This is a genomic window from uncultured Apibacter sp. (assembly GCF_946479295.1).
Lineage (GTDB): Bacteria > Bacteroidota > Bacteroidia > Flavobacteriales > Weeksellaceae > Apibacter.
Map to the genome: position 1 here is coordinate 64,434 of NZ_CAMLFD010000004.1, position 25,956 is coordinate 90,389.

Annotated in this window: 21 protein-coding genes and 1 tRNA gene; 10 read left to right on the plus strand and 12 right to left on the minus strand. The window is 29.9% G+C overall.

The window, feature by feature from the left end; all coding sequences use genetic code 11:
• Positions 1–44: 44 nt before the first annotated feature.
• A complete protein-coding gene (locus Q0T35_RS04600) occupies positions 45–1,250 on the plus strand; it encodes a D-alanyl-D-alanine carboxypeptidase (RefSeq protein ID WP_293917380.1) in 1,206 nt (401 codons plus the stop codon).
• A 9-nt stretch (positions 1,251–1,259) separates the two neighbouring features.
• On the opposite strand, the gene Q0T35_RS04605 is transcribed toward Q0T35_RS04600, so the two are convergent.
• The 6 genes from Q0T35_RS04605 to rbfA form a co-directional block, all read right to left on the minus strand.
• The gene (locus Q0T35_RS04605; RefSeq protein WP_293917382.1) at positions 1,260–2,369 is read right to left on the minus strand and encodes a hypothetical protein; all 1,110 of its coding nucleotides are present in this window, start codon (positions 2,367–2,369) and stop codon (positions 1,260–1,262) included.
• Positions 2,370–2,494: 125 nt separating this feature from the next.
• Positions 2,495–3,088: a hypothetical protein gene (locus tag Q0T35_RS04610; protein WP_295841153.1), complete on the minus strand. Its 594-nt coding sequence runs from the start codon at positions 3,086–3,088 to the stop codon at positions 2,495–2,497.
• A 24-nt stretch (positions 3,089–3,112) separates the two neighbouring features.
• Positions 3,113–5,533, minus strand: a complete 2,421-nt coding sequence (locus Q0T35_RS04615; protein WP_293917386.1) for a TonB-dependent receptor — start codon at positions 5,531–5,533, stop codon at positions 3,113–3,115.
• A 500-nt stretch (positions 5,534–6,033) separates the two neighbouring features.
• Positions 6,034–6,957: a UTP--glucose-1-phosphate uridylyltransferase GalU gene (gene galU, locus Q0T35_RS04620; RefSeq protein WP_293917388.1), complete on the minus strand. Its 924-nt coding sequence runs from the start codon at positions 6,955–6,957 to the stop codon at positions 6,034–6,036.
• 168 nt (positions 6,958–7,125) lie between these two features.
• Positions 7,126–8,304, minus strand: a complete 1,179-nt coding sequence (locus Q0T35_RS04625; RefSeq protein ID WP_293917390.1) for an FtsX-like permease family protein — start codon at positions 8,302–8,304, stop codon at positions 7,126–7,128.
• Positions 8,305–8,307: 3 nt separating this feature from the next.
• Positions 8,308–8,667: a 30S ribosome-binding factor RbfA gene (gene rbfA / locus Q0T35_RS04630; RefSeq protein ID WP_295841154.1), complete on the minus strand. Its 360-nt coding sequence runs from the start codon at positions 8,665–8,667 to the stop codon at positions 8,308–8,310.
• Positions 8,668–9,033: 366 nt separating this feature from the next.
• On the opposite strand from rbfA, the gene Q0T35_RS04635 reads away from it, so the two are divergent.
• From Q0T35_RS04635 to Q0T35_RS04655, 5 genes are all read left to right on the plus strand, one after another.
• Positions 9,034–9,906: a mechanosensitive ion channel domain-containing protein gene (locus tag Q0T35_RS04635; protein ID WP_293917394.1), complete on the plus strand. Its 873-nt coding sequence runs from the start codon at positions 9,034–9,036 to the stop codon at positions 9,904–9,906.
• A 296-nt stretch (positions 9,907–10,202) separates the two neighbouring features.
• On the plus strand, positions 10,203–10,730 hold the full coding sequence (locus tag Q0T35_RS04640; protein WP_293917396.1) for a MarR family transcriptional regulator: 528 nt from the start codon (positions 10,203–10,205) through the stop codon (positions 10,728–10,730).
• Positions 10,731–10,732: 2 nt separating this feature from the next.
• Complete coding sequence (locus tag Q0T35_RS04645; RefSeq protein ID WP_293917398.1) at positions 10,733–11,884, plus strand: efflux RND transporter periplasmic adaptor subunit; 1,152 nt, start codon at positions 10,733–10,735, stop codon at positions 11,882–11,884.
• Between the two features lie 54 nt (positions 11,885–11,938).
• The gene (locus Q0T35_RS04650; protein WP_295841155.1) at positions 11,939–15,094 is read left to right on the plus strand and encodes an efflux RND transporter permease subunit; all 3,156 of its coding nucleotides are present in this window, start codon (positions 11,939–11,941) and stop codon (positions 15,092–15,094) included.
• Positions 15,087–16,508 carry an efflux transporter outer membrane subunit gene (locus Q0T35_RS04655; RefSeq protein ID WP_293918934.1) on the plus strand — a complete coding sequence of 474 codons (1,422 nt, stop codon included), beginning with the start codon at positions 15,087–15,089 and terminating at the stop codon, positions 16,506–16,508. The genes Q0T35_RS04650 and Q0T35_RS04655 overlap by 8 nt, the downstream gene beginning before the upstream one ends.
• 119 nt (positions 16,509–16,627) lie before the next feature.
• Here Q0T35_RS04655 and rsgA read toward each other — a convergent pair whose 3' ends face one another.
• Both rsgA and Q0T35_RS04665 read right to left on the minus strand, forming a co-directional pair.
• Positions 16,628–17,545: a ribosome small subunit-dependent GTPase A gene (rsgA, locus tag Q0T35_RS04660; RefSeq protein WP_295841156.1), complete on the minus strand. Its 918-nt coding sequence runs from the start codon at positions 17,543–17,545 to the stop codon at positions 16,628–16,630.
• Between the two features lie 69 nt (positions 17,546–17,614).
• Positions 17,615–18,691, minus strand: coding sequence for a bifunctional 3-deoxy-7-phosphoheptulonate synthase/chorismate mutase type II (locus Q0T35_RS04665; protein ID WP_293918936.1), 1,077 nt, complete (start codon positions 18,689–18,691; stop codon positions 17,615–17,617).
• A 280-nt stretch (positions 18,692–18,971) separates the two neighbouring features.
• Between Q0T35_RS04665 and Q0T35_RS04670 the strand changes: the two genes are divergently transcribed.
• Positions 18,972–19,829 (plus strand): EamA family transporter, encoded by an 858-nt coding sequence (locus Q0T35_RS04670; protein ID WP_295841157.1) that lies wholly within the window; start codon positions 18,972–18,974, stop codon positions 19,827–19,829.
• Here Q0T35_RS04670 and Q0T35_RS04675 read toward each other — a convergent pair.
• The 4 genes from Q0T35_RS04675 to Q0T35_RS04690 form a co-directional block, all read right to left on the minus strand.
• Entirely contained in the window at positions 19,823–20,599 is a 777-nt protein-coding gene (locus Q0T35_RS04675; RefSeq protein ID WP_293918938.1) for a TIGR02757 family protein, read from the minus strand. The genes Q0T35_RS04670 and Q0T35_RS04675 overlap by 7 nt on opposite strands.
• A 22-nt stretch (positions 20,600–20,621) precedes the next feature.
• Positions 20,622–20,954 (minus strand): 2Fe-2S iron-sulfur cluster-binding protein, encoded by a 333-nt coding sequence (locus tag Q0T35_RS04680; protein WP_293918939.1) that lies wholly within the window; start codon positions 20,952–20,954, stop codon positions 20,622–20,624.
• Between the two features lie 18 nt (positions 20,955–20,972).
• Entirely contained in the window at positions 20,973–22,025 is a 1,053-nt protein-coding gene (locus tag Q0T35_RS04685; protein ID WP_295841158.1) for an NAD(P)/FAD-dependent oxidoreductase, read from the minus strand.
• A 146-nt stretch (positions 22,026–22,171) separates the two neighbouring features.
• Entirely contained in the window at positions 22,172–23,116 is a 945-nt protein-coding gene (locus Q0T35_RS04690; protein ID WP_295841159.1) for a hydrogen peroxide-inducible genes activator, read from the minus strand.
• Between the two features lie 197 nt (positions 23,117–23,313).
• On the opposite strand from Q0T35_RS04690, the gene Q0T35_RS04695 reads away from it, so the two are divergent.
• From Q0T35_RS04695 to Q0T35_RS04705, 3 genes are all read left to right on the plus strand, one after another.
• A complete protein-coding gene (locus Q0T35_RS04695; protein ID WP_055425808.1) occupies positions 23,314–24,180 on the plus strand; it encodes an RNA polymerase sigma factor RpoD/SigA in 867 nt (288 codons plus the stop codon).
• 121 nt (positions 24,181–24,301) lie between these two features.
• Positions 24,302–24,375: transfer RNA gene (locus Q0T35_RS04700), tRNA-Ile, on the plus strand.
• A gap of 258 nt (positions 24,376–24,633) precedes the next feature.
• Entirely contained in the window at positions 24,634–25,596 is a 963-nt protein-coding gene (locus Q0T35_RS04705) for a hypothetical protein (RefSeq protein WP_295841160.1), read from the plus strand.
• Positions 25,597–25,956: the final 360 nt, after the last annotated feature.

The following is a 25,956-nucleotide window of genomic DNA, read 5'->3' on the forward strand; positions in this document are numbered from 1 at the left end:
ATAATATGAAAAAAAAATTACTTATAATTTTTTATTTTTTCATTGTGAATCAAATATATTCACAAAATATATATTTGGATAATCATTTTGAGTCCGAATTTTATCTTAATCATTGGACAGGTTTTTATCTGTATGATCCTATTGAAAAAAAAGAACTCTATAATTATAATGGAAACAAATATTTTATACCTGCTTCCAATGTAAAAATTTTAACATTATATACCGGTTTAAAAATGATTCAAGATTCCATTCCTTCTTTACGTTATATTTCAAGAAATGATACTTTATATATTTCCGGTACAGGCGATCCTACTTTATTAGAATCTTATTTTAAAGAATGTAAAGTCCTAAATTTTTTAAAGGAAAAAGCTGAAAAGATAGCTTTCTGTTCAGCTGACTTTGATGATCACTTATACGGACCGGGGTGGGCTTGGGAAGATTATTCTGAATATTTTTCTCCTGAAAGGACGGTTTTTCCTATTTATGGCAATACTGTAACCATAAATGAGAACAATTCAGTTTATCCGAATTATTTTATGAATTTGGTAAAAAAACAAAAAAAAGAATTTCCCAGAGAATTAAGAAAAAATGAATTCTATTATTACAATTCTAAGAAAATAGAAGTTCCATTTATAACATCTGATACACTTGTAAAAAAATTATTGGAGATTGAAATTGAAAAGCCTATCTTCTTTTGCAAAAAAATGCCGAATGAAAAAATTAATTTTCTCTATAGTATTCCATCAGACAGTTTATATAAAAGAATGATGCTTGTTAGCGATAACTTTATTGCTGAGCAAATTTTACTGATGAGCAGTCTCTCCATTACAAATATGTTAAGTAGTAAAAACTCCATTAATCATATGCTCTCCACCTATTTGAATAATTTACCTCAGACTCCCAAATGGGTTGATGGTTCCGGTCTTTCTAGATATAATAATTTTACCCCTATGGATTTTGTGTTTGTTTTGGATAAATTATATAATGAGCTTCCTTATGAAAGATTGATTAATCTATTTCCTACAAATGGTATTAATGGTACATTAAAAAATAATTTTAAGTCTAAAAATCCATACATCTTTGCAAAAACCGGTTCAATGAGGGGAGTGTATAATTTAAGTGGCTATTTAAAAACAAATTCTGGAAAAGTATTGATTTTTAGTTTTATGAACAATAATTTTCAACATTCTTTCAAGGATCTAAAAAATCAAATTCAAAAAGTTCTCGAATATGTAAGAGATCATTATTAACTACTAATATTAATTGCATGAGGATATCTGTGTTGGGATATTTCTACTAAAGTCGATTCCCAATCCTAACTCTCCAAAATCATTTCTACCCCATCCCCATAAGCTCCCGTCTTCACGTATACCTAAACTATGCTCATAACCAGCAGAAACCGATTCCCATTTTGAATAATCTAATAAAACAGGATAATTTTTGTTCTCCTGTGTCCCGTCTCCAACTTGTCCGTTATTATTTTTTCCCCAGCCCCAAAGTGTTCCATCTTCCTGTATTCCTAAAGAATAATATTCACCGGCACTAATCATTTTCCATTTTGAATGCCCTATACGTACAGGAAAATCTTTATCTCTATTAGATTGATCTCCTAATTGTCCGAATTCATTATATCCCCACGCCCAAAGAGTTCCATCTTCCTGTATTCCTAAGCTAAAGTCAAATCCGGTACTTAAATATTTCCACCTACTATATCCAATAGGCATGGGTATAGTAGAATATATAAATCTATCTGTACCTAATTGTCCATCTTCATTATTTCCCCATCCCCACAACGTTCCGTCTTCTTGTATTCCAAGACTAAAATTAAAACCTGCGGTAACTAATTTCCATTTGGCATTTCCAATTTTTACCGGTTTTATACGATCATCAGTAGTTCCATCTCCTAACTGTCCTTCTTCATTACTTCCCCATGCCCATAGAGTTCCATTGTCTTTAATAGCCAATGAATGAAATTGTCCTACAGAAACGCTTTTCCACTTTGAACGGTCAATCTGAGTAGGATATGCTTCTGTATAACCCTTACCAATATTTAAATGTCCATTAACATTATGACCCCATATCCACATGGATTTATCATTTTTAATCCCGATACTATAATTATATCCGGAACAAATTATTTTCCAATTTTTTGAGACATCTACTTCTGATGGAAAAGACTTATTTTTATCAGATCCGTCTCCTAATTGTTTTTTATCATTTCTTCCCCATCCCCATAACGTACCATCTTTTTGTATTCCTAAACTATAGTAATTTTTTACTGATATTACCTTCCAACATGCGTTAATTTGTGCATTACTTTTACAGATTATTAAAATTGCAACGGATAATAAGTAACAATTATATTTCATACAACTTTTGCTATTATATTTTGTGATAAATATAAACCAATAAATATATAAATGAAATTCAGTTATAATTTTTTTATATTATTAACAAAAGTTGTATGAAATTTATTGTAGTATAAAAATTTTTTTTATTGTTTTTTTTGAGTTTCTAAATTAAAATGAGCTTCTAAATCAATTTCTCCACCTAATAATGCTGCAGATGACACATTCGGGTCTTTTTTTGCCGGTTGATGTAATAGATAAATGTAGATTTTAGAAATTGCTTCCTCTCCTACTTCCCAGATTGTATAATAACCTAACTTCTGTCCTAATTTATCAATTTTATCACTATCAGCATAAGTAATATTGAGCCCTTTTGAGTTTACTTTCTGGTATAAAACAAAATGATCGTCTGCATCATCAATAAAAATCTCATCAGTAACATCATGCTCATGATTTTTATGTATGGTATAAAATTTTATTTCCGCTTCATAGGTTCCTCTAGGTAAATTTATATCCGTTATTGGGAATTCCGTATTCCCATCAGGAACTTCATATTTAAATTCTCGAATCAAGTTCGGATCATCACTATTTCTAAATCGTAATACTATCTTAGAGATTTCATCATGGTCATGTTCCGGAATGGAATTTAGAATATTATCTCTATCATCAGATGAACACGATAAAATTGTGGTTAAAATTAATGTTAAAACTACCAAAAAGGTGAAATTTTTAATTTTCATATATTTGCTTTTATATTATAATTTTTAAAAGTTATATTGTATTTTTATAGTATAGCTTCTGCCCACTTCATCAGTAAAATACCGTAATCGATTCATATAGTCTCTGTAGGTCGTATCTAAAATATTCTTTATTCCAAAAGATATATCTAATTGATTTACTGGGGAAACGTCAAGAGAAAAACCTGTATTAAAGTCAAAAAGCTGATATGCAGATGGCGGAGAGCTTATATCCAATAATTCTGTCACCTCAGTACCGTCTTTTATAACATCCACAGTAAAATTTGTATCCGGATAATGGGTTTGTTTAAATACTGAGGTAGAGGTTAATTTAGCAAAATAATTTTTCCATTTTCGATTTTTATATTCTATTGCATTTATCCATCTTACCGGCGGCATTGAAATTAAAGAAGAATGATTGGTACAATCTTTACCTCTTAAATAGGAAAAATTTGTGTTAAATTTTAGTTGTGGCAGAAACTTATAATCTGCCATAATGTCAACTCCATAAATTTCAGCATTGGTTTGCACATACTGCCAAACAGGAAACGCCCCTCTAATAGTATATTCCGCGCCGATAGGAATGGAATTTATATAATCATTTATGTAATTATAAAAGAATGTTAATTCATAATTAAGATTATTGGTAAACAAATTTCCTATAAAAGATGACATTATTTTGTTAGATTTTTCATTTTTTAATCCTAATTCACCTAACTCTATAGTTGCTGCAGAGTGATGTAATCCGTCACTAAATAATTCACTGGGATTAGGAGCACGGCTACTTAACGAATAATTTAATATAATGTCATGACTGATTCCTAAATTTAGTTTTGCTCCAAGGGTAGCTGCAAATCCATCAAATTTTAGAATCGGATTTACTAAATAATTTAATCCGGTATCTTTAATAATTTTATTTGAATATTTTTTATCGTATCCTAATGCATTCCATCTGCTTTTTTTATAAAATTTTAAAGCATCAATCTTTTGATGGTCAAACCGAATTCCTCCTTCTAAAACTAAATTATTATTTACATGAAAATATTCTATCCAATAAAATGAATATTTATTCTTCTCATAAAAAGGAATTAAGGGACTTATTCCGGTTCCGGCATTAGGAAAATTTTCTTGATACAAGTAGGAACTTCCTATTTTGGCCTTGAATTTATTAATTGCAACTGATTCAAAATCTAAATTAATAGTATGTGTAGTTAAATCTAAGTTGAGAGCAGCTTTTTCGTTCCACTCCCCTCTTCTATTATCATATTCTTTACGATTATTGAATTGATATCCATATATCAAGTTTAACTTTCCTAGAATAAAATTATAATAAGCATCGAACTTTAATAAATTATGCTGAATTTTTTGTTTGGGTGCATTTATTCTCATAGTAAAATCATCAATTACAAGAGGTTTTTTATTATTAATAGCGTTCAAAAGATTTTCTATGTTACCGACGTGGGCAGCTTTTAAAATTCCGGTTTCAGATCCAAAATAACTATAGAAAATATCTGTCCCATATTTTCCTTTTTTATAGCCCACTTGTGTTGAAAAATCGTTTTCTTTATGTCCTGTATTTGACATGACGTAATGAGGCGCTGATAAATCTCCAGATCTTTTATAAGTGCCTTGTAATCGATATGCCCAACCATTTTTCCATCCTTTTTCCACCTGAGCTGTTATATTACCTCCTTTACCATTTGAAATATATGAAGTTAACATCTTTCCCATCAATGTATCTTTAGTTGATAATTTTTTAGGTTCAACTAAAACAATACCACCAGTAGCGTCACCGGTATATTGCAAGGCTCCGGCACCTTTAATTACTGTTATAGAATTTGCAATATTAATATCTATATCCGGCGCATGCTCTATTCCCCATTGTTGATCTTCTTGTCTTATGGCATTATTAAATATCGGAACTCTACTACTATGCAGCCCATGAATGATAGGTTTGGCAATAGTATTTCCTGTTTTTAATATACTTACTCCAGCTATTGAGGACAATGCAGTACCTAAATTTGTCTCGAAAAGTTCATCAATTTGTTTCTTTGATAATTTATTTTCAACAGTTGTTCTTGTTTTGACATAAGATTTTCCTATAACAATAACCGGTTGTATCTCTTTTTCATTACGTATTAATGAAAAATCTTTATTACTAATTGTTGTTAGTTTTATTTCAATTTTTTTTGAGATATATTCTCTATGTGAAATTATAAGTGTATAGTTTCCCTCGCATAAATTATTGATTATATATCCCCCTATACTATCTGTTTTTTTAATTAACTTTTCTCCTTCGGAAGAAATTATTTGAATGGTAACATTCTCTATTGAACTGCCTGTATATATATCCGTCACTTTACCAGATAAATGTAAAGTACACTGAGCATAAGACTTAATATATATTAAAAAAAGGCATGTAAAAAAAACTCTTATTGTTTTTTCCATATAATAAATAATATAAAATATTTGCTAAAAGATAAATATTATTATAAAGTAAATTCGCAGATCATTAGTTTGTATTTAAAAATCTGGATTATAAGCATTATTTATTTATGAAAGTATAGGAGGTGGTCTATTAAATTGGTTGGATTTACTTATATTTTTATAAAATATATAAGCATATTTCTCATTAGATAGGCTAAACAATATGCCATTTTGTAAGAAAGAAAAATTAAAGTCTTCACAGGTATCAAATATTTGATATTTTCCGTAATGAAAAATGTTATGACATTGCTTACAATGATCATGACTGTTTTCTTTTACCTTATGTTGCTCTATGTGAATATATTCCTGTAAAGAAAGAATTTTAAATACGAATAGTATCGAAAATAAAAGATAAATAATCCGTATTTTATTTACAAAAAGGAATTTCAATTTGATGGTTATAATTGGTAACAAATTTAAATAAAAAAATCTTTCAACGGATTGAAAGATTTTTTATTTTATTATTTCTTACTATCTGCAACTATTTTTTCTTTTTCCAAATTTTTACTTTTTTCAAGTTCTTTACCTAACTCAATTATATAATTATGCAAACTTTTTTTAATTTGAGGATGCATTAATCCATATTGAATATTAGTCTTTAAAAATCCGAATTTATCTCCAACATCGTAACGAGTTCCGCAAAAATTGCGAGCAAAGACTCTTTGAATTTTATTTAAGGTATCAATAGCATCAGTCAATTGGATTTCACCGCCGGCTCCGGGAGCTTGATTCTCCAATATATTAAATATTTCAGGCGTTAATAAATATCTTCCAATAATGGCTAAATCACTCGGAGCATTTTCCGGCTTAGGTTTTTCAACAAAATTTAGAACATTGAATAATCCTTTTTCTATTTCTCTTTCTGGAGCAATAATCCCATATTTAGAGGTTTCTTCATGAGGAACTTTCATTACTGCTATGGTAGAAGCATAAGTCTTTTCATAATCCAAAATCAATTGTTTTGTTAATGGAACTTTATCTTCCATAATATCATCTCCTAGCATTACCACAAAAGGTTCATTACCTACAAATGCTTTTGCTTGTAATACGGCATGTCCTAATCCTCTTGGATGTGATTGTCTTATAAAATGTAAATTTATATCTGTGGTTTCTTCAACCAATTTTAATAATTCGGTTTTATGCTTCTCTCTAAGGTTCGCTTCTAATTCTGGATTAGAATCAAAATGATCTTCTATTGGACGCTTTCCTTTGCCGGTCACTATTAAGATATCCTCTATACCTGAGTTTATTGCCTCTTCTACTATAAATTGTATAGTAGGCTTATCTACAATTGGAAGCATTTCTTTTGCTAATGCTTTTGTAGCTGGTAAAAACCTGGTACCTAGGCCAGCAGCCGGTATAACGGCCTTTTTCACTTTTTTCATAATATTACAAATAACGGTTAAAAAAATAGTTAGCTTACTTTATAAAATAAAATGATTTTTATTATTATATTTTCAATCCCTATTTTATTTCATACAAATATAGAAAAAAAGAGCTATCATACGCATATAAGATCATTAATATAATTATTATACAAATATAAAAAATTTTTAAAAATTTAATTTCCTTGATGACAAAAATGATACGAAAAATCCAATAAATAATACTGTAATTAAGACAATAAGATAATTATAGAAATCAAATTTCACAGGGAATGGCATAAAAGGATTAGCCTTTACTAATGCAAAATTAGCTTGTAACCAGGTTAATAAAGTTCCTAATAGTATCCCTAACATTACCCCGAATAAAGTAATGATAATTCCTATGGTTAAAAATAGTTTTTTTAATTTGGAAATAGTATAACCTAATGCTATTAATGTTTTCGATTGGTTTTTTTTATCTAAAATTATAATAATAATAGCTCCGGCTAAATTAAATGTTGCAATTATTATTACTAAAATAAAAATTAAGTAAATAAACAATTGCTCTACTTTCATCATTTTTAAAAAAGAGGCATCTTGTTCTTGTCTATTTAAAATAATATATTTTTTTCCAAGATCTCTTTTTAGCTTATTTTGTAAAGATTTAACATTGTCTTTAACTTTCAGCTCTATAGAAAAGGCACTATTGGGAGGTAAATTCAATAATTTCTGTGAAACTTGTATCGGAACAAAAATATAATTTTCATATTGATCATTTAAAGCAAAAACACCTGTCATATAAACACCTGCTTTTTCAAATGCGTCATCCGTATTAGAAATTAGTTTTTTACCTGGTTTTGGCATATAAAGTGACAATGAACCTTTATTAATAGGAACGCCTAATCTGTAAGCAAGCGCATTACCAAAAGCAGCTTGATTATCAGAAGATATATTGGGAAATTTACCAGCCTGAAAGCAAGTATCAATTTTTACAACTTTTAAAAAATTTTTATCTACTCCTTTTAAATAGGCTATCTCATCTTTTTCATTAAATACAACATAAACTTTTTCTTCAATTACTTTTGAAAAAGCTTTAATGTCAGAATAAGCAGATAATTTTTTTTCTAAATTATCAATATCAGGAAGAGTTTTTCCGGTTGCGGGTAATATCCTCAAATCGGGATTTACATCGCTGAAAAGTTTAATATTAAAACTTTCTAGTCCACTAAAGACAGAAAGAATAACAAACATAGCACAAGTAGCAATTGCTATGGCCGTTAAAGAAGTATACATAATAAAGCTAACGGCTTGAGTTCTTTTTTTGGATATAAAATACCTGAATGCTATGTACCAGGATAGATTTTTCACGAATTATAAAATAGGATTTTCATCTTTACCTTTTAAGGCTTTCTCTATCTTCTCAACGTTATCTAAAGTGATATCTAGATAAAATATTAATTCTGGAACTTGTCTTACCTGCTTAGCTATTTTATTTCCCAAAATCCTTCGAATCTTTGAAGTTAATAGTTGCACTTCCTTCATTATTGCTTCCCTATATTCCTTAGGATAAACACTTAAAAAAACTTTAGCAACACCTAAATCTGAAGAAACTTTTACTTCCGTTACAGAAATAAGTATATTTGTATTCATCTCAGCTGATTGTTTTCTGAAAATTTCAGCTAATTCCTTTTGTAATAATTGATTTATTTTCTTTTGCCTGTTGCTTTCCATAAATATTTTACAAATTTAGGTAATTTTATATATTTCAAAAATTTTAATTTTTATATTCTTAGCAACTTAGTGTTGTAATTTTTTTCATTCACATCTTAATATATATTTTTAAATATTATAAAATAATAGCTTTCATAATTTGACATTAATAAAATTAACATATAACTTTCTAACTCTATTCTTATTTATTATATTCAATTAATTAAATATATTAACATAAAATTTATGTTTACTATCAAAATTTACTTTTATCAAAATTAAATTATTAATTATTACCTTACCACAAAATTATTAGCATAATTTTAGTATTATTTTTGTTTATGAATATTAAATTATGTCAATAAAATAGTTTATAAATTAAAAAATATGAATTTATATCAAATTACTCATTCGCCTATCTCAAGTGAAATTATAAATCCTACAGGCATTGAAAAGTTGCTAAATAAATTGTTGGATTCAGTATACGATCTAGGATTAAAAATTATTACCTGTTTGGTTGTTTATTATATAGGAAGATTTTTGATCAAATGGATTGAAAAAATAATTCATAAGTTTTTAGAAAGAAGAAAAATTGATCCATCCGTTAAATCATTTTTAGGAAGCTTATGTAATATTACACTTACCATTTTGTTGGTTATGACCATCATAGGAATTTTGGGAATACAAACGACCTCTTTTGCTGCATTGATTGCCTCTGCAGGGTTGGCTATAGGTATGGCCATGAAAGATAATTTAGGTAATTTTGCTGGCGGAGTGATGATTCTATTTAATAAACCTATTAAAATAGGCGATCATATCCTAGCTCAAAATCAAGAAGGAGTTGTACAATCCATAGGTATTTTATATACTATTTTAACCACCTCTGATAATAAAACTATATACGTTCCAAACGGTCCACTATCCACAGGATCCATTCTTAATTTTTCCACGCAACCGCAGAGAAGGATTGACATCACCATTGGAGTTGATTATGGAACCTCGCTTCAAGAAGTAAAAGATATTTTAAAAGAAATTATCAATTCTAATTCAACAATTCTTAAGGCTCCTGAGCCTTTTATTGGATTATTAAAATTGAATGATAGTTCCATTGATTTCGTACTCAGAGTTTGGGTAGAATCGTCAAATTATTGGCCTGTATATTTCTATCTTAATGAAAATATATATGAGAAATTTACTCATGCTAAAATTAATATTCCTTTCCCTCAACTTACTGTACATATGGCTAACGATAATAAATAGATTGGAATTTTCATCTTATATAAAACTATTAAGCCCTGAATTAAGTTAATTTAAAAAATCTATTGAAAATTTTTTAATTTTTAAGTTAAAAATTTATTTAAATTGTTAAAATAAATATATATTTGCACCGTCAAGTATTTCGGTTAAATGCATTATGGCTTGGTATTTGATGGTGTAACCCAAAATTAATATGCACACATATTATATGAAAACTTACAAATTTTTAACACATTAATTTGCATTATAATAAGTATACATATTATATTTGCACTTTCAATTTTTGAACTACAAAAAATATGCAAACTAATTATAAAGCATTTCTCCTAAATATAACGGATTGCGAGAAAACAGGATTCTTGCTTTGGAAGGTCAACAACTTTTGGCAAAGAGAATTTAAAAAGAACTTTGAACATTTAGATTTAACTCATAGTCAATTAGTACTGCTTTTTACTATATTATGGGTAGAGACCAATCAAGCAGAAGTATCTCAAAAAAATCTCTCCGATGAAACCGGAATTGATCCTATGACTACTTCAACTGTATTAAGAACTCTGCAAAAAAAAGGATGGATAAAAAGAAAATTTCATAAAAAAGATTCAAGAACCAAGCTTATTTCATTGACTGAAGAAGGTAAAAGAGTCATTAGTAATGCTACTAAAGTTGTTAAAGAATTTAATACTTCATTCTTTAGCTCTCTTAAAGATCAACAAAGTCAATTTCAAGAAAATTTATTAACTCTTTTACTTGATGACTCATGTTCAGAAGAAATAAATCAGACCTGTTATAAAAATTATGAACTTAATAATAATATAGAAAAATCATAAATATGAAACTCAGAAAAATACAAATTATAGCTTTGCTATTTGTAGCTGCAACATCCACTGTCTATGTTTCTTGTGGAGGGGATAAGAAAAATGCTGGAGGCATGGCTGCCATGGGAGCCGGAGCAGGAAATCAAGTACTTCCTTATCCAGTAAAAGTTGTAAGTAATCAAACAGCTGTATTGCAAAAAGATTATCCGGCAACCATAAAAGGTGAAGAAGATATCGAAATTCGACCTATGGTAGAAGGATTTATAAAAACTATTAATGTAGATGAAGGTTCTGTAGTTAAAAAAGGACAAGTTTTATTTACATTAGATGCCCCGCAATACAAACAAAATGTATTGAATGCTGAAGCAGCCATTAATACAGCAAAAGCGCAAGTAGATAATGCTGTAATGGATGTAAACAAAATTACTCCTTTAGTTGAAAAAGGAATTGTAAGTAAATATCAATTGGAATCTGCACAATATGCATTGCAGACTCGACGTGCAGCTTTAAATCAAGCACAGACAGCATTAGCTATCGCGAATACTAACCTATCTTATACTGTTATTACAAGTCCTGTTAACGGAATTGTAGGTTCTATACCTTATCGTTTAGGTAGTTTAGTTAATAGTGCAACTACATTAACTACTGTAGCAAACACTTCCAATGTATATGTTTACTTTTCATTAAATGAAAAACAATTATTGGATTTCCTTAAAAACACACCAGGAGCAACTCAATCTGAAAAAATTAGAAACTCTGAGCCTGTTACTCTACTCTTAGCCGATGGTACAGAATATACCCAAAAAGGTAAAATAGAAACTATAAACGGTATTGTAAATACAGCAACTGGTGCTGCTAATTTCAGAGCTAATTTTCCCAATACGCAAGGTATTTTGAGAAGTGGTTCTACAGGTTCAATACGAATCAGCACTACGGTTGAAAATGCTATAGTTATTCCTCAAAAAGCAACATTTGAAATTCAAGGTCAAACCTTTGTTTTTGTTGTGCAAAAGGATAACAAAGTAAAACAAGTAACTATTAAGGTGACCCCTTTGGCTGACGGGCAATCATTTATTGTAAATTCAGGATTAAACGTAAATGACAAAATTGTTATTAATGGAATCCAAAATTTAAAAGAGGGAATGGAAATCAAACCTCAACTATAATTTTTTTCTAACAATAATAACTATTATAAATAATACAAAAAAAGAAATAAAACAATGCTTAAAACATTTATAGAAAGGCCCGTTCTTTCCACAGTTATTTCTATTATAATTGTGATTCTGGGTATATTAGGAGTGGTTTCACTTCCTGTTGCCCAATATCCCGAGATAGCCCCACCTACTGTGCAGGTGACTACAAATTATCCAGGAGCGAATGCGGACGTGGTTATGAAAAGTGTGATTATTCCGTTGGAAGAACAAATCAATGGGGTTGAAAACATGACCTACATTACTTCAAGTGCAGGTAATGACGGGAGCGCAACTATTACAGTTTATTTTAAACAAGATGCAAATCCTGATATTGCTGCTGTAAACGTACAAAATCTAGCTGCTCGTGCAAACAGTTTATTACCTTCTGAAGTAACTAAAAACGGAGTTATTGTACAAAAAACACAAAGCAGTAATATCTTATTTATCGGTTTAGTTAGTAATAGTAAAAATTATGATCAAAAATTTTTGCAAAACTATGCTAATATAAACGTTTTACCTCAGATAAAAAGAATTTCCGGAGTTGGTGATGCCCAAGCAAGAGGTGCAAATACATATTCTATGCGTATTTGGTTAAAACCTGACGTTATGTCAACGTATGGTATTACTCCTGCCGATATTAATGCTCTATTAGCTGAGCAAAATCTAGAAGCTGCTCCCGGTTCATTAGGAGAAAATAGTGCACAAACATTTACTTATACATTAAAGTATACAGGACGTTTAGTCTCTTCTGAACAATTTGGAAATATGGTCTTGAAATCTCTACCTACAGGAGATGTTTTAAGATTAAAAGATGTAGCAAATGTTGAGGTAGGTTCTGAAAGCTATCAAGTTACCTCTACTATTGACGGAAAACCATCCGTTGTTATTAGTATAGCTCAAACTGCAGGATCTAATGCACAACAAATTATCAATGAAGTGGAACAAGTCTTAGAAAAAGCCAAAAGTTCTTATCCACCGGGTATTGATAACGTATATATGATGAATGCTAATGACTTTCTTAATGCTTCTATTGAAAAAGTTATTCATACACTTTTCGAAGCATTCGTTTTAGTATTCATTGTGGTATTAGTATTCTTACAAGATTTACGATCTACTTTAATTCCTGCGATATCAGTTATCGTGGCAATTGTAGGTACTTTCTTCTTCTTATTAATATTTGGTTTTACCATTAATATCTTGACCTTATTCGCCTTAATTTTGGCAATTGGTATTGTGGTGGATGACGCGATTGTGGTCGTCGAAGCAGTTCATGCTAAGTTGGAAGATGGAATGAAAGATGCAAGAAAAGCCTCTTTACACGCTATGGATGAAATAGCCGGAGCCATTGTAGCGATCACTCTAGTAATGTCTGCCGTGTTTATACCGGTAAGTTTTATCGGAGGAACATCAGGCGTATTTTACAAACAGTTTGGATTGACTCTAGCCGTTTCCATTGTACTTTCAGCGATTAATGCGCTTACTTTAAGTCCGGCTTTGTGTGCTTTATTATTAAAGCCTCATGACGATAAAAAACAACATGGTGTAGTAAAAAAATTGAAAGATGGATTTAACGTTGCGTTTGAAGGCTTAACCAATAAATATAAAAAAGCATTGATTTGGACTTCTAAAGCCAAATGGTCTGCCTTTGCTATTATTTTAGTTTTCTGTGGAATTTTATATTATTTAATGAAAACTACTCCAACGGACTTTGTACCTCAAGAAGATAGTGGATTTATTATTGGTGATATAAGTTTACCGCCAGCTTCCACTCTTGAACAATCTACCGAAATAGCTAGTAAAGTATATGAATTAGCTAAAGGAATCGATGGTGTATCTAATGTGGCACAGATTAACGGTACCAGCTTTATTAGTGGTGCGGGTGGAAACTATGCAGTAGTCTTAATTAAATTAAAACCTTGGAAAGAACGTCCAAAAATTAAAATTGATGATGTAGTTAAGCAACTCTTTATGAGAACTGCCTCTATCCAAGGAGGACGAATTATATTCTTCGGTACCCCTACCCTACAAGGTTTTGGTATTAGTAACGGTTTTGAATTCCAAATTCAGGACAAAACAGGGGGAGATATTCGTAAATTTTATGAAGTTAGCGGTAAATTCTTAGGAGCTTTGAATCAACGTCCTGAAATTATGTATGCAACTACTTCATTTAACCCTAACTATCCTCAATATCGAATTGACGTAAATGTAGCTAAAGTTAAACAAGCTGGTTTAGCTGTAACAGATATTTTAACTACTTTACAAGGATATATTGGTGGAATTTATTCTTCCAACTATAACGAGTTCGGTAAGCAATATAAAGTGATGATTCAAGCGGATCCGAAATATAGAAAAAATGTAGAAGATCTAAATGGAATGTTTGTAAGAAATAACAATGGTGAAATGGCACCTATTTCCGCATTTATAACTTTAACAAGAGTTTACGGTCCGCAATCACTACAACGTTTTAACCTTTATCAATCCATCCCTGTAAATGGACAACCTAATGCAGGTTACAGTGCAGGTGATGCTGTTAGAGCTATCGAAGAGGTAGCTAAACAAACTCTTCCTCAAGGGTATTCATTTGAATATTCCGGAATGACAAGAGAACAAGTTAATAATAGTGGATCTCAAACTGTTTATATATTCTTATTGTGTTTAATATTTGTTTATTTCTTATTAGCTGCATTATACGAAAGCTATATATTACCGTTAGCGATTATCATATCATTACCTATCGGATTAGCAGGAGCTTTCTTATTCGCTCAATTATTCGGAATAACCAATAATATCTACTTACAGATAAGTTTGATTATGCTTATAGGTTTATTAGCAAAGAACTCAATTCTGATTGTAGAATATGCAGTACAGAGAAGAGAACACGGTATGAGTATTATTGATTCTGCGATTGAAGGTGCTGTTGCTCGTCTACGACCAATTTTAATGACTTCATTTGCATTTATCTTCGGATTATTGCCATTAATGGTTGCAACTGGTGCAGGTGCTGTTGGTAACCGTTCTATCGGTACAGCTGCTATTGGAGGTATGTTAATTGGTACTGTTGTTGGTTTAGTAGTAACGCCTATGTTATTCGCTGTATTCCAATCATTACAAGAAAAGGCTACTCATAAACCTTCTGTAGTTTTAAGAGAACAAAATAATGAAAATGATGATGATGATGAATAAGTATAACAAAATAAAAGAATTAAGAATGAAAATTCGACCGATTCAATATACATCCCTATTATTATTTACAGTAGTATTTTCATCATGTATTACCGCTAAATATGAAAGACCTCAGATAACTGATAATAGCCTGTATAGGGATATGCCTATCAAAGATAGTACTACGATCGCTGATATCCCTTGGAAAGATTACTTTAAAGATGAAAATTTGCAAAGTTTAATTAATGAGGGTATTCAGAATAGTTATGATTTACAAATAGCTGTTGCTAGGATAAAACAATCTGAAGCTGCACTTCGTTCAGCCAAATTAGGTTATTTGCCAACATTGAATGCTGATGCCTCCTATTCGAACAGCAAGTTAAATACTGTCCAAGGAAATGGTGTTAAAACCCACTCTGAAGTATTTCAATTAGGAGCATCCGCAAGTTGGGAACTGGATATTTGGGGGAAAATTACTAGTGCAAAAAGATCTGCATTAGCTTCTTACCTTCAAAGTGATGCATATAAGAGAGTAGTTCAAACTTCTTTGGTTGCAAATATTGCGAACAATTATTATTCTCTTATTGCCTTAGATGAGCAATTGAATATAACCTTAAGTACTATAAAATTATTGGAAGATAATGTTAAAACAATGGAGGACCTTAAGGAAGCTAATATTGTAACTGGGGCAGCAGTAGAACAAAGCAGGGCTTTATTATATGCTACCCAAGTTAGTGTTCCAGACTTGGAAAAGAATATTAAAACCATGGAAAACACTATCTGTTATTTATTGGGAAGAACTCCGGGACCGATACAAAGATCAACCATGGCACAACAAACCGTTCCTACTCAATTTAACTATGGAATACCAGCTCAACTATTGTCCAAAAGACCTGATGTCATGATGTATGAATATGCTTATCGTGCTGCTTTTGAAAATACCAATGTGGCTAAAGCTTCATTATATCCTTCTTTAACAATTACCGGTAATGCAGGATATTCTACCTTAAAGAATTTAGATAATTTCTTTGATCACTCTAACCTTTTTGCCGGAGTTGTAGGAGGTTTAACCCAACCTATATTTAATCAAGGAAAATTAAAAAGCCAGTTGAGAATGAGACAAGCTCAACAAGAAGAGGCATTACTTAATTTTAAGAATTCTGTCTTAAATTCAAGTGTAGAAGTGTCTAATGCTTTATTTGCATATGAAAAAGCAAAAAGTAAAGATTATGACAGGGGTTTGCAGATAAATTCATTGGTTAAATCAGTAGACTATACCAAACAATTACTTCTTTACAGTGATGCAAATTATACAGAAGTGTTAAATGCAGAAAGAGACTTATTAAGCGCTAGGCTAAATCAAGTAAATGATAAACTTCAACAATTACAAGCATCTATTAATTTATATAAAGCCTTAGGTGGTGGTGTAAATTAAGTAAAATTATATTCAGCATATAAAAAAGTCGGATTTTTTTAAATCCGACTTTTTTATTTTTTATTAATTAAATTAACCAACGAATTTATTATTTATTAATACAAAAATATTAAAAGATTTTAGCTTTTTAATTCTTCAATTAATTTTAAATAATGTGCATACCTTTTTTCAGATATTTTACCATTCTTCACAGCATCTATTACTGCACATTGAGGTTCATTAACATGTATACAATTATTATATTTACAAGAATGCTTTTCACGTAAAATTTCAGGAAAATAATCTTGTAATTCCTCTTTATGAATGTCTACTAATTCAAATTCTTTTATTCCGGGAATATCAATAATACTCCCTCCAAAATCCCAATCATACATTTGGGCAAATGTAGTGGTATGCTTGCCTTTTTCATTATAATTGGATATAGTTGCTATTTTTAGATCTAAGTTTTCTTGTAATGCATTAATTGTGGATGATTTTCCGCTACCTGAATGTCCTAAAAATACTGTAATTTTATTTACGATCCTTTCTTTTAATTCTGCCATATTTATTTTATTCACAGCAGATATTCGTAAAGTTTCATATCCGATAGAATGATATATATTTTCAACTTCATTCAATTCTTTTACATCCTCTTCAGATAATAAATCTATTTTATTAAATACAATTAAAGTAGGAATTTGATAGGCCTCGCAAGTAATCAAGCATCTATTTAGAAAACCGAGTGAAGTCTGGGGATATTTTAAGGTAAATATTATACAGGCTAAATCTATATTGGAAGCTATAATATGCGTTTCTTTAGATAAATTAACTGATTTACGTATGATATAATTTTTTCTTGGATTTATTTTTGTAATCCAAGCAATATTATTATCCTCGAGCTCATAATGCACCCTATCCCCTACTGCCAATGGGTTAGTATTTCTAATTTTTTCTTTCTTAAATTTACCACGAATGCGAGCATCATAAATTTTCCCTGTATTTATGTCTTTTAATTGATACCAACTTCCCGTGGATTTGAGTATTATAGCTTCATTCATTATTCAAAAATATAAAAAATGCATCATAATTAAGATGATGCATTATAACTTATTCTCTTGTATATATTGTTATTCTTCCATGATTTTATTTTGCAACTCCACAGATTCTTTATGAATGGAAACTAATAGATGTTCTAAAAAATCTTCAGATAATCCCATTCTTTCTCCATTGCGTATAGCTAATTTTTTTAATACGTTCCATCTGTCCGGTTGAAAAATGGCTACATTATGCTCCTTTTTTAACGTTCCTATTTTTTTAGCTACTTCCATTCGCGCTGCTAATAATCCTAACAATTGGTTATCTAGCTCATCGATTTCTCCTCTGAATCTGTTTAATTTTGTTGAAAAAGCATCTGAACTATCATTCTTTTTACGTAGGGTAATATCAACCAAAATATCTTTTAATGCTTCCGGTGTAATTTGCTGTTTTGCATCGCTCCAAGCTTCGTCAGGGTTATTATGCACTTCAACCATAAGCCCGTTATATTCTAAATTAAACGCTTGTTGGGCAACTTCAGCTATTAAATCTCTTCTTCCTGTTATGTGAGAGGGGTCTCCAATAATTGGAATATTAGGAAAACGATCTTTAAGTTCCAGGGCTATTTGCCATTGCGGATTATTTCTATATTTGGATTTGTTATGAGAGGAAAAACCTCGATGAATAACACCTATTTTTTTTATTCCTTGAGCAGCAAGCCTTTCTAATGCTCCAATCCATAAGTCTAGATCAGGATTTACCGGATTTTTAACCAAAACAATTTTATCAGTATCTCTTAAAGATTCTGCAATTTCTTGAATGGTAAATGGATTTACTGTAGATCTTGCTCCAATCCAAAGATAATCTATATCAAACTCCAAGGCTAATTTTGCATGAGAAGCATTAGCTACCTCTGTTGCCACAGGCATTTTGAATTCCTCCTTTATTTTTCTTAGCCAATTAAGACCAATAGCTCCCACTCCTTCAAAACTTCCGGGTTTTGTACGAGGCTTCCATATCCCTGCTCGGAACACTTGCATATAATTTCGATCCATTCTTTCTGCTATTTCCATCATTTGCTTTTCACTTTCAGCGCTGCAAGGTCCTGCTATTACCAATGGCTTGTCAAATTGTTCAATCCAATTCTGGTCTAAATCTTGTAAATTCATATATATATTTTAGTAAAAAGAATGTAAATCTAAAATTTTTTTGTTAAAATTCATAAAGGATTTCGTATTTTAATTTTATTTTTTTATGAAAACTAATTAATATTAATTTGAAGTATTTTCGAGCTATACTATTGACTTTCAGTTAAAAATAAAGTAAACACACATAATACATTAGTTAACTTTTTATTTAATATAAGATTATTAATTAAATTAAGTTATTATTAACCATTTTAGAGAAAAATCTAATTTAGAATCGTATTTTTGATAAATTTTAAAAATTATGAAAGAAATTATAATTAGTATTTTTTTCAATATTATTGTAGCTGTATTATTAAAATTTTATAATAAAAGTTCAAATCCAAAAGGGGCTACACTCATTATTACTTACAATTATTTATTTTCTGCATTATTTTGTTATTTACTTTTTAAACCGAACCTTGCCTCTTTAAATTATTCTTCTGCGCCTTGGATTATATATTTAGCCATGAGCATTTTAATGCCTGTTGTTTTTATGTTAATTGCTGCTTCCATTAAATATACGGGTATAGCACGAACTGACATTGCTCAAAGAATGTCCTTGTTAATTACAGTTACAGCTTCTTTTATATTTTTTAAAGAGTCTTATAATCTTCATAAAATAATTGGATTAATCATTGGTTTTATCTCTATAATATTTATTTTCTACGCTAAAAAAGGAGATAATACTTTCCCTTCTAATAAATTATATCTACTTGTTCTCATCTTTTTTGGTCTGGGTATTATTAATATTTTATATAAATTAATTGCTGTAAATAAGGAATTTGATTTTACCACATCTACCTTATTTATATTTTTAGGCTCATTTGTGGTAGGTAGCTGCATTACTTTTGCACAGAAAATAAAATATACTTTTAAAGATGTTTTATGGGGATTAACTTTAGGAATTTTTAACTTTGGAAATGTTTATTTTTATTTAAAAGCACATCAAGTTTTCAAAAATAATCCATCGATAGTTTTTGCTTCTATGAATTTAGGGGTAATCCTATTGGGAAGTTTAGTTGGAATTATTGTTTTTAAAGAAAAAATGAATTCGTTGAATTATGTAGGACTGGTTCTGGCATTAGTAGCCATTACTGTTATCACTCTGTCAACTTATTGATTGAAACCTTCAAAAACGCCTAATCCAAACAATGCAAAATCATATTTAACAGGATCGTTTGCATCTAATATTTTTAAATTTTTCATAAGATAAGATACAGATTTCCAATCATTCTGATTTCTATTCAATAATTTTAAGGATCGTGCAACGTTACCCGAATGAACATCCAGAGGACAAACTAATTGGGATGGCAAAATCTTGTTCCATAAACCAAAATCAACATGATTTGAATCTTTCCGTACCATCCATCTTAGAAACATATTTATTCTTTTTGCTGATGAGTTTTTTGAAGGACTACTTATATGCTTTCTGGTTCTTTCCAAGTGTTCAATTTCAAAAAATATTACTCTAAATCTTTCTATCAAAAAATATGTATTTTCTTCTTCTTTTGTGGCTGAAAATACATTTTCTAACCCATCATGATATTTATAAATATTTTGCAGCGATTTAATAAAAAAAAGTAGATCCGTAGAATTAAAAGTTCTATGAACACTGCCTTCAATTTTTTTTAAATCCTGGGAGGTATGATTAATTATGAAATCATAGGGAGAATAATCTAAGTATTGCATTATTTTATGCGCATTCTTAATGATAGATTTTCTATTTCCCCATGCAATAATCGCGGTTAGGAAACCTGATATTTCAATATCCTCTTTTTTTTGAAATAGGTGAGGAATCTGTATGGGATCTGTTTCTATAAATTGCTTAGTATTATATTTCTCTACCTTTTCATCTAAAAAAGGTTTTAGCTCAATAATTTCTTCAATCATTTACAACTATAAAATATTCGCATCAATGAAATGGAGCGATTTGAAATTCTAATCCATTAAGTTCATTGGTTATAGGAATTTGACACCCTAAACGACTATTATCTTTAACATTAAAGGCTTCTGAAAGCATAGCCTCTTCTTCGTCTCCTTTTTCGGGCAAAGGAACATTCTTGCTTATTATATATATTTGGCAAGAGGCACACATGGCCATTCCACCGCAAATACCTATAGTTCCTTCTGGCACCAATTCATATGCTCGAATTAATTCCATTAAACTCATAGACATATCGGTAGGAGCCGATACTATGTGTTTTTTACCTTCTCTATCGGTGATAGTTATTGTAATATCTGACATAATAATAACTATGAATTTTTATTGAATTGATTTTACTACTGGCTTTTCTGCTTCTCTTATAGTTCCGTCAAATCCTTGCACGCCACCAACGGTAGTATATTTTAAAACGTATTTACGGTCCGGATATATTTTATTATAAATACTTTGACACATCAACGTTGCTTCATGGAAACCACATAAAATTAATTTCAATTTATTCGGATAAATATTTATATCCCCAATTGCATAAATTCCTTCAATATTTGTTTGATAATCTAATGCATTGTTTACCTTGATCGCATTTTTTTCTATTTCCAATCCCCAATCAGCTATTGGGCCTAATTTTGGGGTCAAGCCAAATAAGGGTATAAAATAATCTACTTCTTTATCGAAAGTTTGCCCTTCTTTTTCAATCACCAATGATTCTACTTTTCCGTTTCCTTTAATTCCTACAACTTCTGCCGGAGTAATTAAATTTACTTTACCTTGATTCTTTAATAATTGTACTTTTTCCACTGAATCTAATGCACCTCTAAATTCATTCCTTCGATGAACTAAAGTAAGTTCTTTAGCTATATCCGCTAAAAATATTGTCCAATCAAGGGCTGAATCTCCTCCTCCGGCGATCAATATTTTTTTATCTTTATATTTTTCCGGCTCTTTTACAAAATATTCAACTCCTTTTTCTTCAAAATCTGTTATATTATCTATCAAAGGCTTTCTGGGCTCAAAGCTTCCTAACCCAGCTGCAATAGCAACCGCTTTAGCATGATGTTGGGTGCCTTTATCTGTGGTAACAATAAAAGTTCCATCGGCCTGCTTATCTATAGTTTTTGCTGTTTCATTCAAGGTAAATCCTGGCTGAAACTGTTTGATTTGTTCATATAAATTTTTAACTAATTCATCCGCTTGAACTGAAGGATATCCGGGAATATCAAATATTGGCTTTTTGGGGTATATTTCTTTTAATTGTCCTCCAATGCTTGGAAGAGCATCTATAATATGACATCTTAATTTCAATAACCCAGCTTCAAATACTGCAAAAAGCCCTGTCGGACCTGCTCCTATTATTAAAATATCTGTTTCAATCATATGCTTATAAATATTAATTTTAACTATATAATGGTTTTTAGCTTTTAAAATTTTAAATCTGAGCCAAATTATTAATTTTTCCTTAGTATTTTACTTATATCGATATTAAGTCTAGTTTTAAAGAACATTTTAATTAGTCAATGGTTTTATATAACCTTTATTTGCGGTTTGTTCTCTATCTTATCCTCTAAAAATAATTTTCCTCTTAAAATACTTTTTATTAAATCAACAAACTTATCTGCAAAAGTCGTTCTAATTTGATTGGTTGAATAAATTAATGAGATTTCTCTAGATGGCGAAGAAAAAAAGTATCTTATATTTTTCTTTTCTTCGTCCGATAAATTTTCTGACTCCATTAAAGGTAGAATAGTAAATCCAAAACCTTCATTCACAAGATTTATAAGTGTGGTAAAGCTTCCTCCCTCCAATTTTATATTTGAGTTAATTGTATCTCTATATTTACAGAGGTCTAAAACTACATCTCTGAAACAATGCCCTTCTTCCAACATTAGAAGATAATTAAAATCTAAATCATCTACACTTAATACTGTTTTTTTAGACAAGGTTGTATCTCCTGATGAAACATAAGCAACTAAAGGTTCTTTATATATAGGTTTTTCTATAATCTGATTATCATGTATAGGCGAACTTGCAATTCCGAAATCCAAATTTCCTTTTTTAATTCCTTTTATGATATCTTCAGTTTTTAACTCTTTAATTACGAGATCGGATTCCGGATATTTATTCTTGAATGTTTTATAAAAAAGAGGCACTAAGGTAGGTGTTATTGTAGGAATAATCCCTATTACAACCGTTCCATTCATACTTTTTTTATCTTCCTCAACAATTTGAGATAATTTACTTGCTTCAGATAAAATAATTTTAGCCTGTTCTACAATTTTTTTTCCTATGGGAGTAATTTTTATAGGATTTGTTGTCCTATCAAAAAGCTCAACTCTTAATGTTTTTTCAAGCTTTTGAATCTGCATACTCAGAGTGGGCTGACTTACGAAAGCTTTTTCTGCTGCGATCGTAAAATTCTTATACTCAGCAACAGTTAATACATATTGCAGTTGAATTAAGGTTATCATTCAAGATAAATTTTTAATTTTTAGTTTAATTATCCTTTGCAATTTAACAAGATTATTCCAAATAATAACAAATTAATAAAAGCATTGTAACCTTTTCGTATTATTTTTCGTATATACAAATATAAGGTTAAATAATACGTAGATGAATTAATTTTATTCGTCTACTTTTTTTAAAGATAAAAAATAGTTACTATTAAATGAGACAATTAAAGATTACTAAGCAGGTAACAAACAGAGAAACTGCATCTCTTGACAAGTATTTACAAGAAATTGGAAAAGTGGATCTGATTACTGCTGATGAAGAAGTTGATTTGGCACAGCGAATTAAAGCGGGTGATAGAGTTGCTTTAGAAAAATTAACTAAAGCAAATCTAAGGTTTGTTGTATCTGTGGCTAAGCAATATCAAAATCAAGGGCTTAGTTTACCTGACTTAATTAATGAAGGAAATCTGGGACTAATTAAAGCTGCAAAACGTTTTGATGAAACTCGAGGTTTCAAATTCATTTCTTATGCCGTTTGGTGGATACGTCAATCCATTCTTCAGGCATTAGCAGAACAATCAAGAATTGTACGTCTGCCCTTAAACAAAATTGGTTCTATTAACAAAATTAATAAAGCATACGCTCACCTTGAGCAAGAACACGAAAGGGCTCCTTCTGCAGCTGAATTAAGTGAGGTGTTGGATATGAGTGAGGATGACATTAAGGAATCTATGAAAAATTCAGGGCGTCATTTATCTATGGATGCACCTTTAGTTGAAGGAGAAGATTCTAATTTATATGACGTTTTACGTTCAGGAGAATCTCCAAGTCCTGATAAAGAATTAATGCTGGAATCTCTTCAAATTGAAATTGAAAGATCTCTTTCCACTTTAACTCAGAGAGAAGCTGATTTAATTCGTTTATATTTTGGTTTAAGTGGCCAACATCCTATGACTTTAGAAGAAATAGGTGAAACGTTTGACCTTACCCGAGAAAGAGTTAGACAAATTAAAGAAAAAGCTATACGTAGATTAAAGCATACTAGTAGAAGTAAAATTTTAAAATCTTACTTAGGAAAGTAAATTTTATTTAACTGAAAATGAAATAGAAAGGCTATTTATTGTATAAATAGCCTTTATTTTTTTCCTTTAAAATTTGTAGAAACAAAATATATACCTATATTTGCAAACGCAAAATAACAATGGTCCCATAGCTCAGTTGGTTAGAGCATCTGACTCATAATCAGAGGGTCCTTGGTTCGAGCCCAAGTGGGACCACTAAGTCTAAAACCCATACAATATAGGTTTTAGACTTTTTTTATTTAGTAAATGTAATTACATAACTCAAAATTATGCTGCCGGCAATGTAAACAGTAATTTAAAATGTGTAATTATATAAAATAATATTTTTTAAATTTTTTAATAAATTATTTTAATTAACTAAATAAGAAGAGTTAAATAATTTATTATAATTTTAAAATGATAAAATTATTTTCCCCTTAATTTTAAAATATCTTAATTTTAAAATAAATGAATATGATGAAAATAATACAATATTTTCTTTTATTGGCTTGTGGGGTTACGCTTTGTAGCTGTTCTAGTGGTCCAACTTCGGTCGTTCGAGTGATTGATAACCCTACTGCAAATGAAATTGTCATTGCCATTGATGGTAAAGAACTAGCAATCCCAGCTAACTCTAAAACTAAGTACACTTTCGAATATGGTAAGCATAATTTAGCTTATAATAATGAATCGTTTGACTTTGTGGTTAAACCGGCTAAATTTTCTGGCAAAGGATTTATTAATCCAACCCAAAGTAACTATATGTTACACACTATTGTCTATTCCACTGACAATACTAGTGAAGAAGATTATAAAAAGTTTTATGAAGAAACTCTACATAAAATTCCTATCATTTTTAATGGTGAGGAAGAAGAAGTTGAGCTTCCTGTAAAAGTTGTTAATGATATTTTTATTGAAGACGAACATAATAAATTTGACTATTCTATTGACCAAAAAATGCCCAAAGAAATTCATGAAAATATCTATAAAAATCAGACTTATCAAGATAGTAGAACTAAAGTTTACCGCGAAAAAGAATATATCAATTTTTTAAAAAATGAATATTCCGAGTTCTTAAACGATGAGGGGGGAAAACTTGAAATAAGCTTTCCTAATAAGCCAATAAAACTGGCTGAAATTAATCAATATGCGTTTCCTACAATTAATTTGGAAAAAATTGAATGTGATGCAGGTAAAAAATACTTAGCAGAAACATTAGATAATTGGAAACAACTTTATACTTTAAAGGGTAGTGATTTTGCTAGTAAATATGAAGAATTAGGTGGAGATAAAAGTAACGGTAATCGACCATTTGCACGATATAAAGAACTTTGTCCTAAAGATACTGATCGAGGAAATACCGATGTCCAAACAGTTCTCCAATTAGATAATTTTATACGAGATACGAGAGATATACATTTTTATATCATTAAATAAAATTTAACTATTTTTTGATTTAAAATAGATAATATTGTAAAAGGTGTAATGTCATAATTATGCCTTTTATTTTTATCAATCTAAAATACTAAAATGAGAAACGTTTTTTTAAAGTCAAAGAACACTAATAATCTATTTTAACTATTCTCAAATCACAAAAATCACTGACCAATTTAAGTCATAATAATAGACCTCAATAAAATTCACTTAATAAAAAACTCATAAATGAATGTTTTTTTCTAATGTATGAGTCTTCAAAATTGGTGAAAAATCCCTAACAAAGATTTATAATATTTTCTCCTTGCTATCCGTAAAACTTTTGCAAAATCTATAAATAACCGAACGTATAAAATGCTATAT